Genomic DNA, 22,902 nt, shown 5'->3' on the forward strand with positions numbered 1-22,902 from the left:
CTCCCATGACAAAAACAAACAAACGAAATCTTATCATTGTCGCCGTTGTTTTGTCGGTCGCATTGATCGCAGCAGTCTGCGTTTCCGTCTTTTTCCCGAAAAAAACGATCGCTGATCTTTTGTATCTCACCTCAAAAAGTCAAATTGAATCAGTAACGATTAGCTCTTCTTACCAAATGCTTCGCGATGCAGTCGGTACGGAGGAACAGCAGCAAAAAATACATTCCGCTCACAAAGAGATCACCGGCACTCCGCTTGCACAGCAGTATATCGATGCAATCTTTGAAAAGCCCGTTGCGCTTCAGGATGTGAAGTACACCGGCTTCGTCGGCATGGGTCAAAACTATTTGACTACAGCCAACGTCTATATCACTGTCACCAATGTCGGCGAAGATTATCCGCCAAAGCAAAGGACATTCACCATCTCGTGCAACAGTTATCTCGATTTCAGCGATTACCCGGAAGTGTTTCTCTCCTACGATTACACCATGGACTATCGCCGCCAGAAGTTTGAGGAAAACAGCGCACGCGGCATTCAGGAAGAGGTCAAAGAATCGGAAGACTATATCTTCACCGTCCCGGGAACCGAACTCTTCACCGCTGGTTTTATCAAAGAACAGCTTGGGATAGATAAATAATGCCCCCTCCCTATACACAAAAACAACAGGCAGCGCCTTTTAAAAGGCACTGCCTGTTGTTTATTCTGTTTATTCAAACATTTCTTTTACTTTGTCAAAGAACCCTTTGCGCTTCGTGTACTGCTTTTCGTCTGTCAGCAGCTTATCGAAGTTTTTAAGTGCTTCTTTCTGCGCCTTTGAAAGTCCTTTCGGTACTTCCACCGTAACCTCCACATACTGGTCACCGCGTCCTCGACCGTTTAAGTTCTGCACGCCCTTGCCGCGCAGACGGAATACGGTTCCCGGCTGTGTGCCTTCGGGGATCGTGTACTTCACTTTACCGTCGATCGTCGGCACAGTCAGCTCATCGCCGAGTGCTGCCTGCATATACGTCAGCGGAATCTCGCACCAGATATCATAACCGTCGCGTTTAAACAGCGTATCCGGACGCACCGTCACAGTGACATGCAGATCGCCTGCCGGTCCGCCGTTTATGCCGCTGTCGCCCTGACCGCGGACTGCGAGTGTTTGACCGTCATCGATGCCGGCAGGAATCGAAACCTCGATTTTTTTCGTAACACGGATTCTGCCGTTGCCGTTACATTTTTTGCACGGGTTTGTGATAATTTTACCCTTGCCGCCGCAGCGCGAACACGGACGGCTTGATGTCATAGAGCCAAGCGGTGTCCGCTGGGTCACACGCACCTGACCGGTACCGTGACAATCCGGACATGTCTGTGCATCATGTCCCGGTTCACTGCCGCTGCCGTAACAATCCGGACAGCTTTCCATGCGCTGAATGCTGATCTCACGTTTGACGCCTTTGCAAGCCTCAAAGAAGCTGATCGTGCAGCTCGTCTGCAAATCGCCGCCGCGGCGCGGTGCGTTCGGATTGGCACGTCTGGACGAACCAAATCCGCCGCCGAAAAATCCTTCAAAAATATCGCCGAGATCGCCCATATCAAAGCCGCCGAACCCACCAAATCCGCCGGCACCCGGACCGCCTGCGCCATAGTTTGGATCGACACCTGCATGACCGAACTGGTCATAGCGCGCACGCTTTGTGGAGTCCGAAAGCACCTCATATGCCTCATTGGCCTCTTTGAATTTCTTTTCAGCTTCTTTGTCCCCTGGATTTAAGTCGGGGTGATATTGTTTTGCGAGTTTGCGATACGCTTTTTTCAGCTCGTCGTCCGTTGCTGTTTTGGAAACACCGAGCACCTCGTAATAATCGCGTTTTTCCTCAGCCAAATCCGTTCGTCCTCCTCTGTCTTGTCGTTATGAGCACACACCCGAAACGGGACGAAACCAACGCTTCGTCCCGAATCCGGATTTGATGTTCTCAAAAAACTGTGTCAATTATTTATCGTCGTTTACTTCTGTGAAGTCCGCATCGACAACGCCGTCCGGACCAACATTACCCGACTGTGCAGCGCCTGCATTCGGTGCGCCCTGCTGTGCCTGAGCAGCCTGTGCTGCTTCATACATCTTCGAAGAAACTGCATAGAATGCTTTTTCAAGCTCTTCCTGTTTTGCTTTGATCGAATCAACTGTACCGGATTTGAGCTCTTCTTTCAGTGCTTCGATTTTTGCAGTGATATCGGTTTTCTCGGAATCGGAGATTTTGCCTTCCATATCTTTGAGTGCTTTCTCGCACTGGAATACCATCTGATCTGCGCCGTTTCTGACATCGATCTCTTCTTTTTTCTTCTTATCCTCTGCTGCAAATGCCTCAGCCTCTTTCACAGCGCGGTCGATGTCCTCTTTGGACATGTTGGTGGAAGAAGTGATGGTGATGTGCTGCTCTTTGCCGGTACCCAGATCTTTTGCCGAAACGTGAACGATGCCGTTTGCGTCGATATCATAGGTAACTTCGATCTGCGGGATGCCGCGCGGAGCCGGTGCGATACCGTCGAGTTTGAAGATGCCCAGTGTTTTGTTGTCTTTTGCAAATTCACGCTCACCCTGCAGGACATGGATTTCAACAGCAGTCTGGTTATCTGCGGCGGTCGAGAAGACCTGCGATTTTTTGGTCGGGATGGTGGTGTTTCTCTCGATCAGTTTTGTGGAAACGCCGCCGAGTGTCTCAATGCCCAAGGACAGCGGTGTAACGTCAAGAAGCAGCAGGCCTTTGACCTCGCCGCCCAGAACGCCGCCCTGAATTGCAGCGCCGACAGCAACACATTCATCCGGGTTGATGCCTTTAAACGGCTCTTTGCCGATGATATTTTTGACAGCGTCCTGAACTGCCGGAATTCTCGAAGAACCACCGACCATCAGCACTTTGTTCAAGTCAGAAGCAGACAGACCGGAGTCGGACAGTGCCTGGCGAACCGGGCCCATGGTAGCTTCTACGAGATCTGCGGTCAGTTCGTTGAATTTTGCACGGGTCAGTGTCATATCAAGGTGTTTCGGACCGGTTGCATCTGCTGTGATAAACGGCAGGTTGATTTGTGTCTGGGTCATGCCGGACAGGTCGATTTTTGCTTTCTCAGCAGCCTCTTTCAAACGCTGCAGTGCCATTTTGTCAGCTTTCAAATCAATGCCGTCTGTTTTCTTGAATTCAGAAGCCATCCAGTCGATGATGCGTGCGTCGAAGTCATCGCCGCCCAAACGGTTGTTGCCGGCAGTTGCCAGAACTTCCTGCACACCGTCGCCCATTTCGATGATAGAAACGTCGAATGTACCGCCGCCCAGGTCGTAAACCATGATTTTCTGATCCTGCTCTTTGTCAACACCGTAAGCCAGTGCAGCAGCAGTCGGCTCGTTGATGATTCTCTTGACCTCGAGGCCTGCGATTTTGCCTGCGTCTTTGGTAGCCTGACGCTGTGCGTCGGTGAAGTATGCCGGAACAGTGATGACAGCCTCGGTTACGGTTTCACCCAGGTATGCTTCTGCGTCTGTTTTGAGTTTCTGCAGAATCATTGCGGAAATCTCCTGCGGAGTGAATGCTTTGCCGTCGATGTTTACTTTGTAGTCGCTGCCCATGTGACGTTTGATCGAGCTGATCGTACGGTCAGCGTTTGTCACAGCCTGACGTTTTGCGGTTGCACCGACAATACGCTCGCCGGTTTTCGAGAAAGCGACGACAGACGGTGTGGTTCTTGCGCCCTCAGAGTTTGCGATGACGACCGGCTCGCCGCCTTCGATGACAGCGACGCAAGAGTTTGTTGTACCAAGATCAATACCAATAATTTTTCCCATGATGTGTTCCTCCTTACAGAACCTTATGTGTTTGTTTTATAAAATCAAGATTGTTGGAATTTTCGCTATTTTTCGATTTCTACGGATTTGCAACGACCACCATCGCGTGGCGAATCACATGACCGTCCAGTTCATATCCTTTTTGAAGCACTTCGCAGACGATGTTTTCGCCGAACGATTCGTCCTCCACCTGTTTGATGGCGTGATGGAAATTCGGGTCAAACGGATTACCGAGTGCTTCAATTTCTTTGACACCGACGCGTGAAAACGCTTCGCAAAGCTGGTTGAAGATCATCTCCATTCCTTTTTTGAACTCCTCATCTTTGCACGGTACACCCAGTGCCCGTTCAAAGTTGTCGGAGGCGGTCAGCATCTCTTTGATGCAAACGCCTTTTGCAAACGAGGAAAGCTCCTGTTTTTCCTTCGCGGTTCGTTTTTTATAGTTGTCAAACTCCGCAGCCGTCCGATAAAGCCGGTCGCTGAGCTCCTCGTTTTCTTTTTTCAGCGCTTCGAGCTGTGCACGCATTTCATCCGCTGCATCCGGTGTTTCGTTTACAGCTTCCTCCTGCTCCGTCTGCGGTGCAGTCATTTCTTTTTCGTTTTCTTTGTTGCTCAAAACGATCTTCCTTTCCCGTCCTCGTCGTCTGGCTCCATTGCAGCCTCTAACAAACGATTGACGCTGTCTGTGATATATTTGATATGCGGAATCACCTGTGCATAATCGACCCGAACCGGCCCGATCACACCAAATGAAGCCACACGCTGACCTCCTGCTTTAAACGGAGATAAGATCATGCTCGAATTGGTAACGGCGAAGCTCTCATCCTCCTGCCCAAAGACCACCGAAATTCCGTCGAACGCACCCGAAAGCAGCGCTTCCAGTTCGTTCTTGTGTGCAAGCAGCTGAACCACTTCGTCGGCACGGAGCATCGCGCTCGTCAAAAGATTTTGTTCGCCGTGCAGATGTACCTGCGTGTGCGAAATCTCTTCCGAAAGCTCATACACCGCGTTTAACAGCGGCGAAAGCGATACCATGTAACTGCCGAGTGCCACCGCAAGCTCTGTGAGCCGTTCGGGCGTCACCGCATCTAAGTTTAAGCCCGTCAGATTGTCGTTGATGAACTGCTCAAAAAACGCGATCTGCTCGTTTGTCAGATCAAATGCGATCCGGCAGATTTTGTTTTTGATCGTTCCCGAAGACGTAATCATCAAGAGTGCATACACTCTGCGGCCGGCCGGAATGACTTCCACCCGTGTGATCACCGAAAACGACGGCGCACTGCTGCGGGCAACCACGGCGAGATTTGTCATTTCCGACATCACCGTGATGGCGTTTTCGACGATCGCATCCGCCGTAGCATCGTTATGCGACAACAGCTCGTCGATCATCCGTTTTTCTTTTGCACTCAGCGGTTTCGGACACATCAGATGATCAATATAATACCGATATCCCTGATACGTCGGAACCCGCCCGGCGGAAGTATGGGGCTGTTCTAGCAGTCCTGCGCGTTCCAAAAACGCCATGTCATTTCGGATCGTCGCAGACGAAACATTCATCCCGATGCACGAAAGCACTGCTTTGGAACCAACCGGCTCTCCGGTGCGGATATATTCATCGACAACCGCACAGAGAATCGCACGCTTGCGTTCATCCACTGCACCCATTCAACCGCCTCCTTTCGGTTTTGCTTTAGCACTCCATATCCCTGAGTGCTAACTATACTCTACCACCCTTTTGATCGGTTGTCAAGTAGATGGATTATGAATTTTGTGAACGGTTTTTAAATAAACGCACGTAAAATCATGACGTATTCCCCACTTGACGGCTATGCTATACTAAATAAGTAGATTCTTAAAAAAGGAGGCGTGAGCATGCACGTCCACGCAGGCCATAACCACGGATTTTTAGGCGAATGGATCGAATCGCTGATCGAAGGATTTTCTCTTCCGCATACCGTTTCGGAATTTATCACGCATTTTATTGTTGACACACTGACGATTTTCGTTCTGCTTGCCGTCATCATGACAGCTGTTTATTTTATAAGCAGCTATATCAACATGGAAAAGCTGCATCACACATTGGCACGGTTAAACAGTGTGCCCGGATTTTTGCTGGCGGTTGCCGCAGGCACGATTTCACCGTTTTGCTCATGCAGCATCCTGCCGGTACTCATTGGACTGATTTCCGTCGGTGTGCCGGTGCGTATCTGCCTTTGTTATCTGACGTCCTCGTCGCTTTTAAACCTCACGGCGATTCTCTCCGTCTTTGCGATTGCAGGACCGTCGTTCGGTGCGGCATATGTCGCGGCATCGCTTGTCATTTTAATCCTGTTAGCGCTCATTTTAAAGCTGTTCCCGTTGGAGCAGGGTGTCAAACGATACGAATGCGAACACCCGCACGAACATCATGCGCACGAAAAAACAGCCGGCGCACGGTTTCATCATGCACTGCTTGATATGCTCGCTGTTTTACGCAAATGTGCCGTGTTCATTTTGCTGGGCGTTGCACTTTCGTCGGCTGTCATGGCATTTTTCTCGCTTGATACAATCACAAAAATCGTCAACGACAACGAACTGCTCTCTACAGCGATTGTCACATTGATCGGACTGCCGATTCACTCGGACATTTTCTCGATTGCACCGGTCCTGCTTCTGCTGTTAAAAATCTCACCGGCAGTAGCGCTCACCTTCACACTTTCATCCATGGTGATTTCGGTACCATCGGCGATTCTTTTAACCCGTGCGCTTCGGATTCGGGTCGTTTTGCTTTATTGCGGTGTCGCCGCAGTCGTTTCTCTGCTCGTCGGCATGGCAAGCATCTTCATTTTGGGATAATGACCAACAACCCATTCACAAACAAACACCCGCAGCAGTCGCTGCGGGTGTTTTTATTCTTCCATTGTCACTTTCTTTGTAAAATCGATACCGCACGGTGCAATCTGCGGCATACACAGCGACGCACACTCCTGCGCACGAACACTTGCCTGAAATGCCTGCGGATACCGGCGATATAAATCAGCAAAATTCACACCAATTCTCTGCCGCTGTTCCTTCGGAATCCGTCCGAGAATTTCCGCACCCCGACGATTAAACGCCAGCACGCGAAACGCTTCACACGATGATGCACGTTCTTTCTGTGTAATCGACAGCGCAGCACAGCATGCAATCCGCCGAATCCGCGCGTGCGGATATCGTTTTGTCTTGACAGCATCATAAAATTCAGATAAAGAACCCGATTCACGCACCGCTCGCCAAAGCCGATGCTCGAGTCCCTCTGTCACATCCGGAATCGCCGCCCACTGCTCGCGTGAAAGACTGCGCAATACGCCGAGCAGATACCGTTCACCGTTTATCATGCGGATGGGTGCGCGTTGTTCGTTGATTTCCTTTTGATACAGCGCAAACGCCGTTTCGGGCACATACTGTGAAAGAATTTCCGGCTGCTCGAGATGTGTCCGCAAAAATGAAGCGCTTGCAAATGCGCCCGCAGCAGTCGTGCTGTCATGTGCCGCACCTGCCCGCTTCACCGCAAGCCATTCAAACGAAACGCCGAGCCGCCCCGCTGCACGTAAGTACGAAAGCGCCAGCAAATCGTTCGGGTCTGCAAAACAAGGTGTCCGATGATACGCTTGCTCAAACGCCGCCTGACGCGCCCGCGGATATGACATGCCCTCTTTTAAAAACGGCGCAAACGCACCCGCTCGCTCAAGCGCTTCCAGTGCGCAACGCTCCTGTTTCAGTGCCTCTATATCACCCGATTCACTGCCGAAACCAATCATGGACACACCGATAAACGCAAGTGCCGACATCGCGCCAAATGCAAATTCAGGCGCAGACGAAAGCGCAAACGGTGCAGGCAGTTCGATCACCAAATCGGCACCGCCCAAAACAGCTGCTTTTGCGCGTGTCCACTTATCAAGAATTGCCGGTTCGCCGCGCTGAACAAATGCACCGCTCATCACAGCTGCTACATGCGTCGCACCGGCTTTTCGCATCTGTTCAATCTGATACGCATGCCCATTATGAAACGGATTATATTCCGCAACAACACCCGCAATTCTCAAAATTTGCGCCTCCTTTTGCACTTTTCTCCTGAAATTCTCCCGAAAGAAACGAATTACCACTTGAAATTTTTCTGCTAACGTAATAATATAGAATGTGGATATTCTTTGTCAATGATTCAAAATAAAATTTTTATTTGGAAGGATGAATTTCATGAAAATCCTCGTCATCAATGCCGGCAGCTCTTCTCTCAAATATCAGCTGATCGACATGACAGATGAACACGTCATCGCAAAAGGCAACTGTGAACGCATCGGCGTCGGTGGTCTGATCACACACAAAACAAACGACATAACTGTTTCGTATGAAGTCGAATTCCCGACCCATAAAGAAGCATTCCTCGAAGTCGTTAAAGTACTGACCAGCGGCGAAGGCAAAGTGTTAGACGATGTCAGCGAAATCGGCGCAGTCGGCCACCGCGTTCTCCATGGCGGCGAGTTTTATAAAGTTTCCACCCTCATCACTGAGGAAGTTGTCAAAACAATCGAAGATTTGAGCGAATTAGGTCCGCTTCACAACCCGCCGCAGGCAGCTGCAATCCGTGCTTGCCGCAGCGTATTCGGCGAAGATGTGCCGATGGTTGCAGTGTTCGATACCTCGTTCCATCAGACCATGCCGGAAAAATCGTATATGTTCGGCATTCCGTACGAGTACTACGAGAAATATCACATCCGCCGTTACGGCTTCCACGGTACAAGCCATCGTTATGTCAGCGGTCACTACCTTGAGATGATCGGCAAGAAAGAGGGCACAAAAGTTGTTGTCTGCCACTTGGGCAACGGCTCCTCCATCACCGCAGTCAAAGACGGCAAATGTATGGATACCACCATGGGCTTTACTCCGCTGGACGGCATCATCATGGGCACCCGTTCGGGCGGCATCGACCCGTCGGTCATGACCTACCTGATGAACAAAGAAAACCTCACACCGGACGAGATGAGCGATATTCTCAACAAAAAATCGGGCTTCTTGGGCATTTCCGGACTGTCGTCTGACGCACGTGACCTTGTAAACGCTTCCCACGAAGGACATCACCGTGCAAGACTCGCTTGCGAGATCGTTCGTTATCAGATCAAAAAATTCATCGGCGCATATGCAGCTGCAATGGGCGGCATTGATGCAGTGCTGTTCACCGGCGGCATCGGCGAAAACTCCGGCGAGCTCCGCGCAGAAGTTTGCGAAGGCCTCGAATTCATGGGAATCGAGCTTGATCCGGCAGAAAACACAAAACGCACCGGCACCGATCACAAAATTTCAAAAGAAGGACTTCCGGTGGAAGTTTGGGTCATCCCGACCAACGAAGAACTTGCCATCGCACAGGATACCAAAGCAATCGTGGAAGCTTCCCGCTAATTGATGATGAAAAAAGTCCGCTTTTGGCGGACTTTTTTTACGCGTTCCCTTGGAGAAAAAAGAAGACATGATGCAAAAACATTTTCAAACGTTAGAAGCACAGCTTCGTCAAAATGAATTTTTATATCATCAGGCGCATGATGTGTTCGGCGGTTCAGCGCGTGTATTTCGGCACTATGACCCTTCGAACGAAATGAGCATTGATATTTTAACAGAACAGGACACACCGCAGGCAGGAACGCTTTCCTGCGCCACACTTGGTATGATGCATTACCCGGTTGGACTGCGGGAAGGCGGAAAACCGCTTCGGTTTGAGCTTGCAGGCGCGTGCAAAGGTCCGAACGAAAATTTTCCGGATCTGTTAAGCCGCTGCGCAATCGCTGTCATGGGAACAAAAATCCGCTGTTTTGACGGCGCAGTGTTCCCGGACATTGTCCGCACCTATATTCCCGAAAGCCGACTGCCGCATCTGCTGTTCACGGAGTTTTCGTTTTGGAACGAGCGGTTGGAAGCCGTTGCATTTGAACCGTTCAACGTGCGCTGGCTCACTGCAATCTTTCTTTCGGACAAGGAATCGGACTACTGTGCACAGCACGGCGTGGTTTCGCTGCTCTCGCTGTTTGAAGAACAGAAAGCCGATCTTTCTGATCCGCTGCGTGACTCTGTGTTATAACGTAAGATGAAAAAACGCTTCCGCGAAATTCGCGGAAGCGTTTTTCTGTTTTACACATTTGGTTATGCCGCACCATCAGGAAGTGTGCCGTCACTATCTGGATACGCAAGCGCCACACGGTCCTGAAGCGCTTCAATCGAACCTCGTGAAAAATCTTTCGACTCCACACGGAAATAAGCCTCTGCCGATGCCACATCCGAAGCGCCAGGTGCCACAGTGACGCGAATCAAATTCTCATCCTCAGGAGAGAATACAAAGGTTGCCGTATGACCGTCAGAGAAGCGATAAGAAAGCCCTGTAATTCTTCCTAAATATCCTTCAAACAAGGTTTTTGCCTCATTCTCCGCAATCTTCCCTGATAATTTTTGAAGTGCCTCAGTAAAGACTTTTTGTTCTCCACTGGGTAGCTCGCCGCTTCTCCGGTCAACAATCAGCGTAATCGTCTCCACTTCAGCATCGTTTGGGTTTGCAAATGAAATAATATCTGACGGTGATGTAAAATACACAGCGAAAAGAACACCAACTGCCGCCACCAAAATCACAGCAACACCAATGAAAATTCCTTTTTTCTTTGTCATACTGACGCCTCCCTTCATCTGCCTTTCGAATGATCCTTCTGCAAAGAAAATACAATATTTTCTTCTCTTACTTTTATTATAAGAGCATTCAATGAGATTGTCAATTTGAATAAAAACAAAATGTTGTTTTTTTGATGATTATTTTTGTTATTTATGCATAAATAAAATCGGAGAGAAGAATCTTCTCTCCGATTTTATTCCACAGTTTGGCCAATCAGTCGCCCAATACTTCATTTGAGCGTCGGAATAGGAGCGAGATACACCAAATTCCTGCGATCGCAACAAGTGTGTAGATGATGCGGGCAAAAATGCTCAGCTGTCCGCCGCAAATCCACGCCACTGTATCAAATCCAAAAATACCGATTCCGCCCCAGTTGAGCGCACCGATAATCACAAGGATCAGCGCGATTCGATCAAGCATAATGAAAAACCTCCAAGCTTTCGTTCCGGAACGGAACAAAAATTGCATCCCGTTCTGGCTAAGCCGTTTTTCTGAACAGTTTGCAAATATAGTGTTGTCGCTATTTCTTTTTTTATTCGAATATGATAAAATAAAAATAATCAATTCATTTTGGAGGGACAACATGGAAAAATACATTCCGTACATCATTGCCGGCGGTATCGTATTACTGTTGGTATTGATTCTGATAGCGGTTCGTGCCGTACGAGAAGCACACCGCCGAAAACTCGGTATTGACGGTGAGAAAAAGGTAGCCGCAAAATTAAAACGTTTTGCATCCATCCGCAGCTTTAAAGTCATCAATGACTTGTACCTGCCGCTGTATGACAAAACCACACAGGTCGACCATGTGCTGATCGGATTTTTCGGACTGCTCGTGATTGAAACCAAAAATATCGGCGGCGAAGTATACGGCGAACCACGCAAAAAAGACTGGCTGCACATCATGGGAAAATCGCGCTATAAACTGTATAACCCGCTGATGCAGAATCAGACCCATGTCGACTGCATCCGTCATTTGCTCGGAAAAGAGAATATCTACAACGTGCCGATTGAAAGCCTTGTGGTATTCACCAACCGAAAAGTAGAATTGTTTATTCCGAAAAAGCTTCCAATCATTTCGTTCAATCGTTTGAATAAATTTTTGCATCAGGAACGCTTTTCAAAAGACAACAACATTGATGTGGACAAGATTTATCATGCCCTGTTAAAATATCAAATCACCGATAAAAAAGTCATTTCTCAGCATGTTAAAAACGTAAAAGAAATGGCAAAGCATAATAAATAATTGTCATGAAAAAAGCCTCACCGTACGGTGAGGCTTTTTTTGTTTGCTTATTCAGCTGCTTGACTGGATTCCTGTGAAGATTCAGCAGCCGCGGATTCTTCTGATGATACAGATTCCTCGGAAGACTCTGCAGTCTGTGTGTTGTCTTCAGTTTGTGAATGCAAAACTTCCTGTGCTTTATGGATATGCGGGTCTGTCTGATCGGTCACAGAAGCCGGATTCTGCATCTGCTCCGCGGAGAAGGTGATATCATAATCCGCTTTCAGTCCAACGCCCTCAATATCAAGCTGTGTCGAAGTCAGAAAATGAGAAACTGTAATCGAAATCGCACTGCCGTCTGTCAGCGGACGAACTTCCTGAATCGCCGATTTTCCCATGGTCTGACTGCCGATCAATTTGGTTTCACTTGTTTCACGCATAATTGCCGCGAAATACTCCGCCGCACAGCCCGTGCCGCCATCGACCAAAACGGTCATCGGCAAATTGATATAATAGGAATCCGATGTGCCGCTCAGCTCCATTTCGCCGCTTTTTCCTACAATATAACCCAAATCATGCGACGGAAGCAAAACGTTGAGCATTTCATTTGCCGCATCGATCGACATGCTGTTATTACCGCGCACATCTAAAATGATTCCGGTGATATTGCTTTTCATCACTTTTTCCACAGCAGTTTTAAACTGTGCAACAGCCTCACTGTTGAACGCACGGATCTGCACATAGCCGAGATCATCAATCACACGGCTCTCCACATAAGTAGGCGTCAATGCGACACGCTGCAATTCTTTGGTTGTATCCACACCGTCGCGGCGATATACCACCGTACATTTTGTGCCGATTTTACCTTTCAGCAACTGAACTGCTTGTGTATAAGACAGCGTTTTTAAATCTGTGCCATCCACAGAAATGATCAAGTCGCCGCGCTGAATGCCGTTTTGTTCTGCCGCAGAGCCAGCTTCTACTGATAACACGCCCAGATATCCGGTCTGATCCTGATATGTCTGAACACCGATAGAAACCAGTTCACCTTTTTCTTCCTGAAGCATTGCTTCGTACTCTGCTTTCGTATAATAGGAAGCATACGAATCGCCGATTCCGCGGATATATCCCGCTGCAATCAGATTATTCAAATACTCCTCATCGATGTTTCCTACACCCGCATAATTCTGACGCACTTCATTGTCAATATTGCTGAGTTTATTATACATTGCTTCACGCTCGTTCACATTGTGTACCATGTTGTTAAAATGCGAAAGCGCAACCATCATGGTAATACAGAATGTAATTCCCGCAATCACTACCATAAACGTAATCGCAGCGCCCAACGAGATTTTTTTATTCATACATATCCTCCTGTTTTGAGCCAGAAACGCGAAGTATTCCTGCAAAAGCAGGAATACTTCCTTTCAATGCCAATTCGATAAGTAGAAACGACTCTCCGGCTTCACGATTATGACGGCTGTCTGACGTAATTGAGCGGATTCATCTTTGCACCGTTAATACGAACTTCAAAGTGCAAATGGTTGCCGGTAGAGTTGCCGGTGGTACCGATTCCTGCGATGGTTTCGCCTTTTTGAACCATCTGGCCAGGCACTACGTCAATTCTGCTGCAGTGACCATACAGCGTTGCCACACCGTTTCCGTGGTCAACAATGACGTGATATCCATAGCCGTAGTCCAAATATTTTACACTCAGCACTTTTCCGGCATCTGCTGCAACGATGCTTGTTCCGGCAGCGCCCGGGATATCAATACCTGTATGATAGTTCGGCTTACCATACAAGGTACGCCATCCGAAATACGACGAAATATACGATCTGCTCGGCACCGGCCATTTCAGCTGACCGTCGCCGTATGCCTCGTCATTGCCTTCGTTTTGAAGCATTTCTTCGATTTCTTTTTCAAGCGCTGCCTGCTGATCTTTGTATTTCTCAACGTTTTCCATGTACTCACGGTTTGCATCCAAAATACTGGATTCTATGTTTTTGCTCTGTGCATATAAGCCGTCGAGTTCTTTTTTCTTCACGTTGATTTCATCATAAGAAGCCTGCAAATCCTCTTTCTGACCTGCGAGTTCCTCACGAAGCGATTCAAGATCTGTTTTTTGCTGCGTCAGTGTTTCAATCAGCGACTGATCTTCCTGAGAAATTCGTTTTAAAATCTCATACCGATTCAAAAAATCGGAAAAGCTGCTTGCACTCAACAATGTTGTGAGTGCAGAAGAAGAGGTATTTGTAATATACATTCTGCGCAGACGTGCAGCAAACAATTCTTCGTTTTCTGCAATTTCAGCCTGCTTTGTAGCAATCTCTTCTTCTTTTTGTGTAATTTCAGCCTCAACCATATCAATTTTTTCCTGATACAGCGAAAGCTGCTGTTCTACATTCAAAATCTGATCAGTCAGTTCTTTTTGGCGTGCCTGTTCATCTTCAAGCTTTTGCTCATTTGCGTTCATCTGATCTTCAAGATCTTTGATCTGCTGATCGATCTGGTCAATTTGATTTTGCATATCCGAAACTGATTTCGCCTGTACAAAGTCGATCTGGCCAAACGGTCCGCTCAAAAACAATGCGGTCATCAGTACTGCCATAAATACGGCAATTCTTTTTCCGTATCTATGCGCAAAAAAACGTTGCATACGTCAACAAATCCCCTTTCAAGTCATGGCTTCTTTTTTTAAAAACCGTTTCTTTTTGTCATTTGGATTTTTAAACCTTCACGTGATTTCGAATACTAATCAAACTGCCCATCACACCAAGTACAATGCCGGTTCCGGCAAAGAAACCGCCAAGCGGCAGTGCCACCTGTTTAAACGGCACAACACTTTCAAACGCCGACTGGAGCCAATAGGATACATCCGTCGAAAAAGCGCCGACCAAATACGAATATGCACCCCAGATAATCAAAAAGGAAATCAGCGCAGAAAGAAATCCGAGCATAAATCCTTCCACAACAAACGGAACACGAATAAACGAATTGGTTGCACCGACAAATTTCATAATATTGATTTCTTTGCGGCGGGTGAAAATGGTCGCACGAATTGTGTTTGAAATAATCACCAGTGAAATGACTGCAAGCGCAATAATCACGATAGTGCCAAGTGTCACAACCGTATTCTGCACATACGAAAGCGTATCTGCAACCTCGCCGGACGCATTGACAACATCCACGCCTGCAATTTCCTGCAATGCTTTCTGCGTATCACGCGTCTGATCGATTTCATTCACTTTCACAACAAAGCTGTCAGGAATCGGATTATCCTCTCCCTCATAGCCTTCCAAAAGATATCCATCGTCACCGAACGATTCTTTTGTGTTTTCAAGTCCTTCTTCTTTAGAAATAAACGTTACTTCTTTGACATTCGGAACTGCCCGGATGGCCTCTTCAGCCTGAGTCAAATCCTCTTCTGTGAGTCCTTCTTTCATATAGACGCACATTTCACTTTGACCTTCCACGTATTTGACCATACTGTTCACATTCACAGTCAGCAAAAACGCAGCACCTACGATCAAAAGGCACGTGGTCAGCACGCCAATGGACGTCAGCGACATCACACGATTGCGCCACATGTTGCGCAGCCCTTCTTTGAGCAAATATCGAAAGCTGGAAGCTCTCATCCGCGAGCACCACCTTTCTTTAAAACCTCATCCCGCGCAATCGTACCATGTTCAATGGTAATAATACGGCCGCCGAAATGATGCACCATTTCGTGCTCATGCGTTACCATCAGTACCGTTGTTCCGCACGCATTGATGCCTTCCAAAAGCTCCACAATTTCATAGGAGAGCTCCGGGTCAATATTTCCCGTCGGCTCGTCCGCAATGATGATCGGCGGATCATTCACAAGCGCGCGTGCCAATGCCACACGCTGCTGCTCACCGCCCGAAATCTCATGCGGGAACCGCTTTGCTTTCTTCTCAAGTCCCATCAAATTCAGAATATACGGCACTCGATTGCGAATCACCTTATTCGCCGCGTCGGTCACACGCATACTGAACGCAACATTGTCATACACCGTCATATTCGGAATCAAGCGGAAATCCTGAAATACAACGCCGAGTTTCCGTCGATACTGGGGAATCTGACGCTGTTTTAAGCGGCCGACGTTCACCCCATCAACGGTCACAATGCCGCTGCTTGCAACTTTCTCGCGCAAAAGCAGCTTAATAATGGAACTTTTTCCGGCGCCCGACGGTCCCACGATGAAAACGAATTCTCCTTCGTCCACCGAAAGATTAACGTCCTCAAGCGCCGATGTCTGTCTGTCATATTTTAACGACACATGACTTAACTCTATCATAGCCTGTACTCTCCCAAACAAAACACATTCCGGCAGAGCACGACCCAACTGCTGTCAAAAAACACCTGTGTCAACTTCTATTAAAACTTCGTCGGAACTGCAGTCAAATATTTTTTGACCATCAGTGCAATTTTGAACACGATTGCATGATCAAACTCACGCAGATCCAAACCGGTCAATTTTTTAATTTTCTCAAGACGATATACAAGCGTATTTCTGTGCACGAACAGTTTACGCGATGTTTCCGAAACGTTCAGGTTGTTCTCGAAGAACTTCTGAATCGTAAACAGCGTTTCCTGATCGAGCGACTCGATCGATCCGTGCTTAAACACTTCATTCAAGAAAGTCGAACACAGGGTGGTCGGCAGCTGATAAATCAGCCGTGCAATACCCAAATTCTCATAGCATACAATATTCTGTTCTGTGTCGAACACTTTTCCGACTTCCAAAGCGATCTGTGCTTCTTTGAACGAACGCGCCAGATCTTTGACACCGGTTACAGTTGTACCGATGCCCACAGCGGATTTGGTGTAAAACTCAGAACTCAGTGTATCCACAATCGAACCGGCAAGCTTTTCAAGATCGCGCGCTTCGATGCCGGCTTTTGTCTCTTTCACCAGCACGATGTCACTCTCGTTGATTGTGAACACATAGTCTTTCTGCTTATCCGGGAACAGATTCTGAATCACGTCATATGCCGACACCTCGTTGGTGGACAAAATGCGGATCAGGAGCGCTACACGGTTGACATCATTGGAAAAATGAAGCTCACGTGCTTTGATATAAATATCGCCCGGTAAAATGTTGTCAAGCACAACGTTTTTGATAAAATTATTTTTATCATACCGCTCGTCGTAATACTGCTTAATACTCGTCAAGGAGATGGCAATGAGCTGTGCAAATTTAGAAGCCTGCTCATCGATTCCTTCAACAAAAACAGCATATTCCGGTTTGGAAAGCGAGCCGAACGGTTTATAGCTGTAACCATCGCGCACAAACACATCGTTTGTTTCAACCAGATCCAGCGCAATATACTCGTTTGTCGTGCCGATTTTGGAAAGTTCACTGCACGCAATGATGGTTGCAGTATCATCAACAACACCGATCACACGATTGATCGTATCACGCATCTGGTGGACAACACCCTGGAACAGTCTGTTAGACATAATAAAACCTCTTTTCATAACGAATATGCAGTTTAAGATAACCACTTAGTTTTATTTTACCGAAAACCGCTGAATTTTGCAACAGAAAAGAGCATTTTTATTACAAAAACGCATAAACTGCGCTTCTATGCAGACAACTGCAGATCAACTTGTTACAAATTGTAACATATCGGTTACAAAAATGTGTGAACAGAAAATGAACATCCGTCATTTTCCTGTATTTTCCTGATTTTTTGTCGGAAACCTCAGAGATTATTCCTGTTTTTATGAAGGATTCTCTCCAAAAAGAAAGAACCGAATGGGAATCTTTCGTTCCCATTCGGTTACAAATTGTAATATTTATAGTTTGCTTATTTCACGATTAAGCTTTCGCCGTCCATCTCTTCCGGTTTTTCAAGTCCCAGGAATTCGAGCATGGTCGGAGCGATGTCAGCAAGACGTCCGCCCTCACGCAGTTTCACATCCGCGCCGCATACAACAAACGGAACCGGATTGGTAGTATGTGCAGTAAACGGCGAACCGTCCGGCTCATACATCTTGTCTGCGTTGCCGTGGTCAGCGGTTACGAGTGCAATACCGCCTTTTGCGAGCACAGCATCAACTGTTTTGCCAACGCAGGCATCCACTGCTTCCACTGCTGCTTTTGCTGCGTCAAACACGCCGGTATGACCAACCATGTCGCAGTTTGCGTAGTTTAAGATGATCACGTCATACTTGTCCGAATCAATGCGTTTAAGCACTTCGTCGCATACCTCATATGCGCTCATCTCCGGTTTCAAGTCGTAGGTTGCAACTTTTGGGGAGTTGATCAGTGCGCGATCTTCGCCCTCAAATGTTGCCTCCACGCCGCCGTTGAAGAAGAAGGTGACGTGTGCATATTTCTCGGTTTCCGCAATACGAAGCTGGGTCAGACCTTTTTTGGAGATATACTCACCGAAGGTGTTGTTGAGCGACTGCGGTTTGAATGCGATGTCAACATTCGGCATTGTTGCGTCATACTGTGTCATGCAGACAAAGTACAGCGGGAAACGGCCGTTTTTGCGCTCAAATCCATCAAATGCGTCGTCAACCAGAGTACGGGTGATTTCACGCGCACGGTCCGGACGGAAGTTGAAGAAAATCACGCTGTCGTTTGCTTTGATCGGTTTGCCGCCTTCGATGACACACGGAACGACAAATTCATCGGTCACATCGTTGTCATACGAAGATTGCATTGCGCAGGTCGGGCAGCCGAAATGCTCGCCCTCGCCGTATACCATTGCTGCGTATGCTTTGGAAACGCGCTCCCAACGGTTGTCGCGGTCCATTGCATAGTAACGGCCCATCACAGTCGAAACGCGGCCAACGCCGATTTCTTTCATTTTCTCGGAAAGCTCTGCAACAAAGTCTTTGCCGGAAGACGGCGGAACGTCACGACCGTCCATGAAGCAGTGAACATACACTTCGGTAAGACCTGCTTCTTTCGCCATTTCCAAAAGACCATACAGATGGCTGTTGTGGCTGTGCACACCGCCGTCCGACAGCAGGCCCATCAAATGAAGCGCACTGCCGTTTTTCTTGCAGTTTTCGATTGCATTGCAGAATGCTTCGTTTTTGACAAAGCCGCCCTCGTTCATTGTTTTGGTGATACGTGTCAGCTCCTGGTACACGATACGGCCAGCGCCGATGTTGGTATGACCAACCTCAGAGTTGCCCATCTGACCATCCGGAAGGCCAACGTCCATACCGGAAGCGCCAATCTGTGTTTTTACACCTGCTGCAAACAACCGGTCAATATTCGGTGTGTTTGCTGCGTGAATTGCATTGCCGTAATCACTTTCATTGATACCAAATCCGTCAAGGATGATCAAAGCCAGTGGTTTATTCATATTGGATCTTCTCTCCTTTTATTTGGGTTGCAAAAGCTTCTTATTTGCTTGCTGCGTTGATGATGGTAGCAAAGTCCGGTGCTTTGAGGGAAGCGCCGCCAATCAAACCGCCGTCTACGTCCGGTTTGCTCAAAAGCTCTGCTGCGTTGCCAGCGTTCATCGAACCGCCGTACTGAATGGTCAGTGCGTCAGATGCTTCTTTGTCGTACAGTTTTTCGACAGTTGCACGGATCAGTGCGCAAACCTCGTTTGCCTGATCGGCAGTAGCGGTTTTGCCGGTGCCGATTGCCCAAACCGGCTCGTAAGCGATGATGACTTTGCTCAGATCCTCTTTGGAAACGCCGCCCAAAGCGATTTTTGTCTGCATTGCAACGAGCTCCTCGGTGATGCCGTTTTCACGGTCTTCGAGCATCTCGCCTACGCAGAGGATTGCGGTCATGCCAGCGTCGATGACAGCTTTTAGGCGTTTGTTGACGGTAGCGTCAGTCTCGCCGAAATACTGACGGCGCTCGCTGTGGCCGATGACAACGTACTCAACGCCCATCTCGGTCAGCATGGAAGCGGAGATTTCGCCGGTGAATGCACCTTTTGCTTCAAAGTGGCAGTTCTGTGCGCCGACTTTGATGTTTGTGCCTTTGGTGAGGTTGACTGCGGTCTCAAGGTTTGTGAACGGAACGCAAACCACAACGTCACAGCCAGCGTCTTTTGCCAGCGGGATCAGATCCTCGATCAATGCTTTGGTTTCCACGCGAGTGTTATTCATTTTCCAGTTGCCTGCGATAACTGCTTTTCTGAGTGCCTTGTTCATTGGAATCTCCTCCTAATACATTCATAAATTGTAAAGAGAAGCCGCGCACAGGCTTGTACGCGACTTTACTCTTTTCGGCTTGATTATTTGTCGTTCATTGCAACAATGCCCGGAAGCTCTTTGCCCTCGAGGAATTCGAGAGAAGCGCCGCCGCCTGTCGAAATGTGGCTCATCTTGTCGCCGAAGCCCAGGGTGTTGACTGCTGCTGCGGAGTCGCCGCCGCCGATGATGGTGATTGCATCGGTCTCAGCCAGTGCTTTTGCAACTGCGATGGTGCCTTTTGCGAGGATCGGGTTTTCGAACACGCCCATCGGACCGTTCCAAACAACGGTTTTTGCGGATTTTACTGCGTCAGCAAACAACTCTGCAGTTTTCTCGCCGATGTCGAGGCCCATGCAGTCAGCCGGGATAGCGTCAGCTGCAACGGTCTGTACTTCGATCTCCGCATCGATCGGATTCGGGAACTCTTTTGCAACAACACAGTCGATCGGAAGCAGAATTTTCACGCCTTTTTCTTCTGCTTTTGCGAGCATGTTTTTGCAGTAGTCGATTTTCTCGTTGTCAAGCAGAGAAGTACCAACGCTGTAGCCTTTTGCAGCGAGGAAGGTGTAAGCCATGCCGCCGCCGATGATCAGCGTGTCTGCTTTGTTGAGCAGGTTCTCGATAACATTCAGTTTGTCTGCAACTTTTGCGCCGCCCAGGATGGTGACGAACGGTCTTGCCGGGTTCTCAACAGCGCCGCCCAAGTATTTGAGCTCTTTCTGCATCAGGTAGCCGACAGCAGCTTCCTCTGTATAAGCAGCAACGCCGACAGTCGAGCAGTGTGCACGGTGTGCAGCGCCGAATGCATCGTTTACAAAAATATCGCACAGCGAGCCGAGCTCTTTGCTCAGTTCTTCGCCGTTTTTGGTCTCTTCTTTTCTGTAACGGGTGTTCTGCAGAAGAACAACATCGCCGTCTTTCATCTCAGCAACTGCTTTTTTTGCATTTTCGCCGACAACACAGTCATCAGCAGCAAACACAACTTCTTTATTCAGGAGCTCGGACAGACGTTTTGCAACCGGTGCAAGAGAAAGCTCCGGTTTCGGCTCACCTTTCGGTTTGCCAAGGTGCGAGCAAAGGATCACTTTTGCGCCGTCATCCAGCAGTTTTTTAATGGTCGGCAGTGCAGCAACGATGCGGTTTTCGTCTGTGATCACGCCGTTTTTCAGCGGAACGTTGAAATCGCAGCGAACGAGCACGCGTTTGCCGGTAGCGTGCAGATCATCAACTGTTTTTTTATTCATGACATTCATTGGACTCTTCCTTTCGTTTATCGGAATAATGTATTGTTAACCCCTTAACAATTCATCTTTATTGTACTCTATCCGGGCACTGTTTGCAAGAGGAAACAACCAATTTTTTTCTTTTTTGCGAGGAACGCGCACAGCTTATTTCATTCCTCTGCGCTGACCTTTCACAATAATGCCCACAACTTTCGGGCCTGCGTTAATCGAAATCGCAGCGCCGATACTGAACAAGCCGACTGCCTTTTCACCAAATGCCTTCTGCGCCTTTTCCAAAAGTTCCTTGCCCTGCTCGGTGCACATACCTGTCACCGTCAGATACGGCGTATGCGGAACAGCCGCCGTCTGGGCATGTTTTAACAGCGCCGGAATCACCGCTTTGTCGCCGCGCACCTTTTCAATCACCTTTGTCTCTCCGTCAATAATCGTGATGATCGGACGAAGGCCCATCAGCTCGCCGACAAACGCAGCAGCAGCCGGCACGCGTCCCGATTTTTTAACAAAGTTTAATGTGTATGGTGCAAAGTAAATCTCGACACTGTCGAACCAATCTTCAAGATATGCAATAATCTCTGCAGAAGAAGCGCCGCGTTCTGCTTTTCTTGCAGCTTCCACAACCGGATGACCGTATGCCACGGTATACGTTTTCGAGTCGACAATGTGAATCAAAAACGTCTCTTTTTTCTCCGGATGCGCCTCATAAAACTGCTCTCTTGCCATGCATGCCGCATTGTATGTGTTCGAACCGCCGCCGTTAATGGATACGTAGATGAGTTCTGTGTATCCCTCATCGCACACCTTTTGATACTCTTCTTCAAACTGGATCATCGTGATCTGCGAGGTGGTCGGAATTTTCGGCGCCGAAAGCAGCATATCGTAAAACTCTTCATTCGTAAAATCGAAGCGCTCCAAATAGCTGTCGTTTCCGACCGTCACCGGGAACGATAAAATCCGAATCTCATACTGCTCTTCAAGTTCTTTTGGAATATCGCAAGCGGAATCTGTCATGAGTTTAATGTGTTTCATACAATTTCGTCCTCCCAAACATAATCGCGGAGTCTTCCGGCAGCGGAAAGCGCCGGAAATCCCCATTGACGCAGTGCTTCATAGACGCCGATGGCCACGGTATTCGAAAGATTCAAACTGCGTGCACCTTCAATCATCGGCAGACGCACACACTCGGCCGGATGTTTGCACAAAAGCGATTCCGGCAGTCCTGCATCCTCGCGGCCAAACACAAGATATGCACCGTCCGGATAAGAAATATCGCTGTACGTATGATGTGCCTTCGTTGTAAAATAATAAAAAGGTCCTTTGTTCTTCTCAAAGAAGTCCGTCAAACTCTCATAATACGTAATATCGAGCAAATGCCAATAATCAAGCCCGGCACGTTTTAACTTTTTATCATCAATCGAAAAACCCATCGGCTTGACCAGATGCAGCCGCGCACCTGTGGCCGCACAGGTCCTTGCAATGTTGCCGGCGTTTTGCGGAATCTGCGGTTCAACCAGCACAATGTTCAGTTCCTTGCTCAAAAAAGGCCCATCCTTTCATCAATCAAAATTACCCATGATTATCATACCAGAAATCTGATAAAAATACAACACGCACCTTGAAAAAACAACACCTAGGAGAAAAAATGTATTTTTTTGCGCAAAATCCGCATACAATTTACACTTTTGTCATGAATCCGCATGCCGCTTCGACTAAAATAGAAAAGATGAAATAAACCGTGAGGAT

Annotated in this window: 22 protein-coding genes; 5 read left to right on the forward strand and 17 right to left on the reverse strand. The window is 48.0% G+C overall.

What is annotated here, in order from left to right; genetic code table 11:
• The coding region (locus H6A12_RS11180) for a hypothetical protein (protein WP_204447898.1) at window positions 1–638 on the forward strand (638 nt) is incomplete at its 5' end.
• A 69-nt stretch (window positions 639–707) separates the two neighbouring features.
• Here H6A12_RS11180 and dnaJ read toward each other — a convergent pair.
• The 4 genes from dnaJ to hrcA all read right to left on the reverse strand — a co-directional run bounded on the left by dnaJ (window position 708) and on the right by hrcA (window position 5,486).
• The gene (dnaJ, locus tag H6A12_RS11185; RefSeq protein WP_204447900.1) at window positions 708–1,868 is read right to left on the reverse strand and encodes a molecular chaperone DnaJ; all 1,161 of its coding nucleotides are present in this window, start codon (window positions 1,866–1,868) and stop codon (window positions 708–710) included.
• A 108-nt stretch (window positions 1,869–1,976) separates the two neighbouring features.
• Window positions 1,977–3,821, reverse strand: coding sequence for a molecular chaperone DnaK (gene dnaK / locus H6A12_RS11190; protein ID WP_204447901.1), 1,845 nt, complete (start codon window positions 3,819–3,821; stop codon window positions 1,977–1,979).
• A 79-nt stretch (window positions 3,822–3,900) separates the two neighbouring features.
• Window positions 3,901–4,437, reverse strand: a complete 537-nt coding sequence (gene grpE / locus H6A12_RS11195) for a nucleotide exchange factor GrpE (RefSeq protein ID WP_243415501.1) — start codon at window positions 4,435–4,437, stop codon at window positions 3,901–3,903.
• On the reverse strand, window positions 4,434–5,486 hold the full coding sequence (gene hrcA / locus H6A12_RS11200; protein ID WP_204447902.1) for a heat-inducible transcriptional repressor HrcA: 1,053 nt from the start codon (window positions 5,484–5,486) through the stop codon (window positions 4,434–4,436). Before hrcA ends, grpE begins: the two co-directional genes overlap by 4 nt.
• A 207-nt stretch (window positions 5,487–5,693) precedes the next feature.
• Here hrcA and H6A12_RS11205 point away from each other — a divergent pair, with 207 nt between their 5' ends.
• Window positions 5,694–6,656 (forward strand): permease, encoded by a 963-nt coding sequence (locus H6A12_RS11205; RefSeq protein ID WP_204447903.1) that lies wholly within the window; start codon window positions 5,694–5,696, stop codon window positions 6,654–6,656.
• A 53-nt stretch (window positions 6,657–6,709) separates the two neighbouring features.
• Here H6A12_RS11205 and H6A12_RS11210 read toward each other — a convergent pair whose 3' ends face one another.
• Window positions 6,710–7,885 carry a tRNA(Met) cytidine acetate ligase gene (locus H6A12_RS11210; RefSeq protein ID WP_204447904.1) on the reverse strand — a complete coding sequence of 392 codons (1,176 nt, stop codon included), beginning with the start codon at window positions 7,883–7,885 and terminating at the stop codon, window positions 6,710–6,712.
• Between the two features lie 151 nt (window positions 7,886–8,036).
• On the opposite strand from H6A12_RS11210, the gene H6A12_RS11215 reads away from it, so the two are divergent.
• On the forward strand, window positions 8,037–9,236 hold the full coding sequence (locus H6A12_RS11215; RefSeq protein WP_204447905.1) for an acetate/propionate family kinase: 1,200 nt from the start codon (window positions 8,037–8,039) through the stop codon (window positions 9,234–9,236).
• Between the two features lie 67 nt (window positions 9,237–9,303).
• The gene (locus tag H6A12_RS11220; protein WP_204447907.1) at window positions 9,304–9,909 is read left to right on the forward strand and encodes a suppressor of fused domain protein; all 606 of its coding nucleotides are present in this window, start codon (window positions 9,304–9,306) and stop codon (window positions 9,907–9,909) included.
• 62 nt (window positions 9,910–9,971) lie between these two features.
• Here H6A12_RS11220 and H6A12_RS11225 read toward each other — a convergent pair whose 3' ends face one another.
• Both H6A12_RS11225 and H6A12_RS11230 read right to left on the reverse strand, forming a co-directional pair.
• The gene (locus H6A12_RS11225) at window positions 9,972–10,487 is read right to left on the reverse strand and encodes a hypothetical protein (protein ID WP_204447909.1); all 516 of its coding nucleotides are present in this window, start codon (window positions 10,485–10,487) and stop codon (window positions 9,972–9,974) included.
• A gap of 214 nt (window positions 10,488–10,701) precedes the next feature.
• A complete protein-coding gene (locus tag H6A12_RS11230; RefSeq protein WP_204447911.1) occupies window positions 10,702–10,908 on the reverse strand; it encodes a DUF378 domain-containing protein in 207 nt (68 codons plus the stop codon).
• 163 nt (window positions 10,909–11,071) lie between these two features.
• Between H6A12_RS11230 and H6A12_RS11235 the strand changes: the two genes are divergently transcribed.
• Window positions 11,072–11,734 carry a nuclease-related domain-containing protein gene (locus H6A12_RS11235; RefSeq protein WP_204447914.1) on the forward strand — a complete coding sequence of 221 codons (663 nt, stop codon included), beginning with the start codon at window positions 11,072–11,074 and terminating at the stop codon, window positions 11,732–11,734.
• A 47-nt stretch (window positions 11,735–11,781) separates the two neighbouring features.
• On the opposite strand, the gene H6A12_RS11240 is transcribed toward H6A12_RS11235, so the two are convergent.
• The 10 genes from H6A12_RS11240 to H6A12_RS11285 all read right to left on the reverse strand — a co-directional run bounded on the left by H6A12_RS11240 (window position 11,782) and on the right by H6A12_RS11285 (window position 22,697).
• A complete protein-coding gene (locus H6A12_RS11240; RefSeq protein ID WP_204447916.1) occupies window positions 11,782–13,077 on the reverse strand; it encodes a S41 family peptidase in 1,296 nt (431 codons plus the stop codon).
• 107 nt (window positions 13,078–13,184) lie between these two features.
• Complete coding sequence (locus tag H6A12_RS11245) at window positions 13,185–14,372, reverse strand: murein hydrolase activator EnvC family protein (protein ID WP_204447918.1); 1,188 nt, start codon at window positions 14,370–14,372, stop codon at window positions 13,185–13,187.
• A 70-nt stretch (window positions 14,373–14,442) separates the two neighbouring features.
• Window positions 14,443–15,351 (reverse strand): permease-like cell division protein FtsX, encoded by a 909-nt coding sequence (ftsX, locus tag H6A12_RS11250; protein ID WP_204447921.1) that lies wholly within the window; start codon window positions 15,349–15,351, stop codon window positions 14,443–14,445.
• A complete protein-coding gene (gene ftsE, locus H6A12_RS11255; RefSeq protein WP_204447924.1) occupies window positions 15,348–16,034 on the reverse strand; it encodes a cell division ATP-binding protein FtsE in 687 nt (228 codons plus the stop codon). The genes ftsX and ftsE overlap by 4 nt, the downstream gene beginning before the upstream one ends.
• Before the next feature lie 80 nt (window positions 16,035–16,114).
• Window positions 16,115–17,200, reverse strand: a complete 1,086-nt coding sequence (locus H6A12_RS11260) for a PucR family transcriptional regulator (protein WP_204447926.1) — start codon at window positions 17,198–17,200, stop codon at window positions 16,115–16,117.
• Window positions 17,201–17,550: 350 nt separating this feature from the next.
• The gene (gene gpmI / locus H6A12_RS11265; RefSeq protein ID WP_204447928.1) at window positions 17,551–19,068 is read right to left on the reverse strand and encodes a 2,3-bisphosphoglycerate-independent phosphoglycerate mutase; all 1,518 of its coding nucleotides are present in this window, start codon (window positions 19,066–19,068) and stop codon (window positions 17,551–17,553) included.
• Window positions 19,069–19,108: 40 nt separating this feature from the next.
• Window positions 19,109–19,876 (reverse strand): triose-phosphate isomerase, encoded by a 768-nt coding sequence (tpiA, locus tag H6A12_RS11270; protein ID WP_204447931.1) that lies wholly within the window; start codon window positions 19,874–19,876, stop codon window positions 19,109–19,111.
• Between the two features lie 83 nt (window positions 19,877–19,959).
• A complete protein-coding gene (locus H6A12_RS11275; protein WP_275955306.1) occupies window positions 19,960–21,171 on the reverse strand; it encodes a phosphoglycerate kinase in 1,212 nt (403 codons plus the stop codon).
• 135 nt (window positions 21,172–21,306) lie between these two features.
• Window positions 21,307–22,188 (reverse strand): DegV family protein, encoded by an 882-nt coding sequence (locus tag H6A12_RS11280; RefSeq protein WP_204447933.1) that lies wholly within the window; start codon window positions 22,186–22,188, stop codon window positions 21,307–21,309.
• On the reverse strand, window positions 22,185–22,697 hold the full coding sequence (locus H6A12_RS11285; RefSeq protein ID WP_204447935.1) for a tRNA (cytidine(34)-2'-O)-methyltransferase: 513 nt from the start codon (window positions 22,695–22,697) through the stop codon (window positions 22,185–22,187). The genes H6A12_RS11280 and H6A12_RS11285 overlap by 4 nt, the downstream gene beginning before the upstream one ends.
• Window positions 22,698–22,902: the final 205 nt, after the last annotated feature.

The organism is Merdimmobilis hominis, assembly GCF_016901855.1.
In the GTDB taxonomy this organism is placed as follows: domain Bacteria; phylum Bacillota; class Clostridia; order Oscillospirales; family Ruminococcaceae; genus Paludihabitans.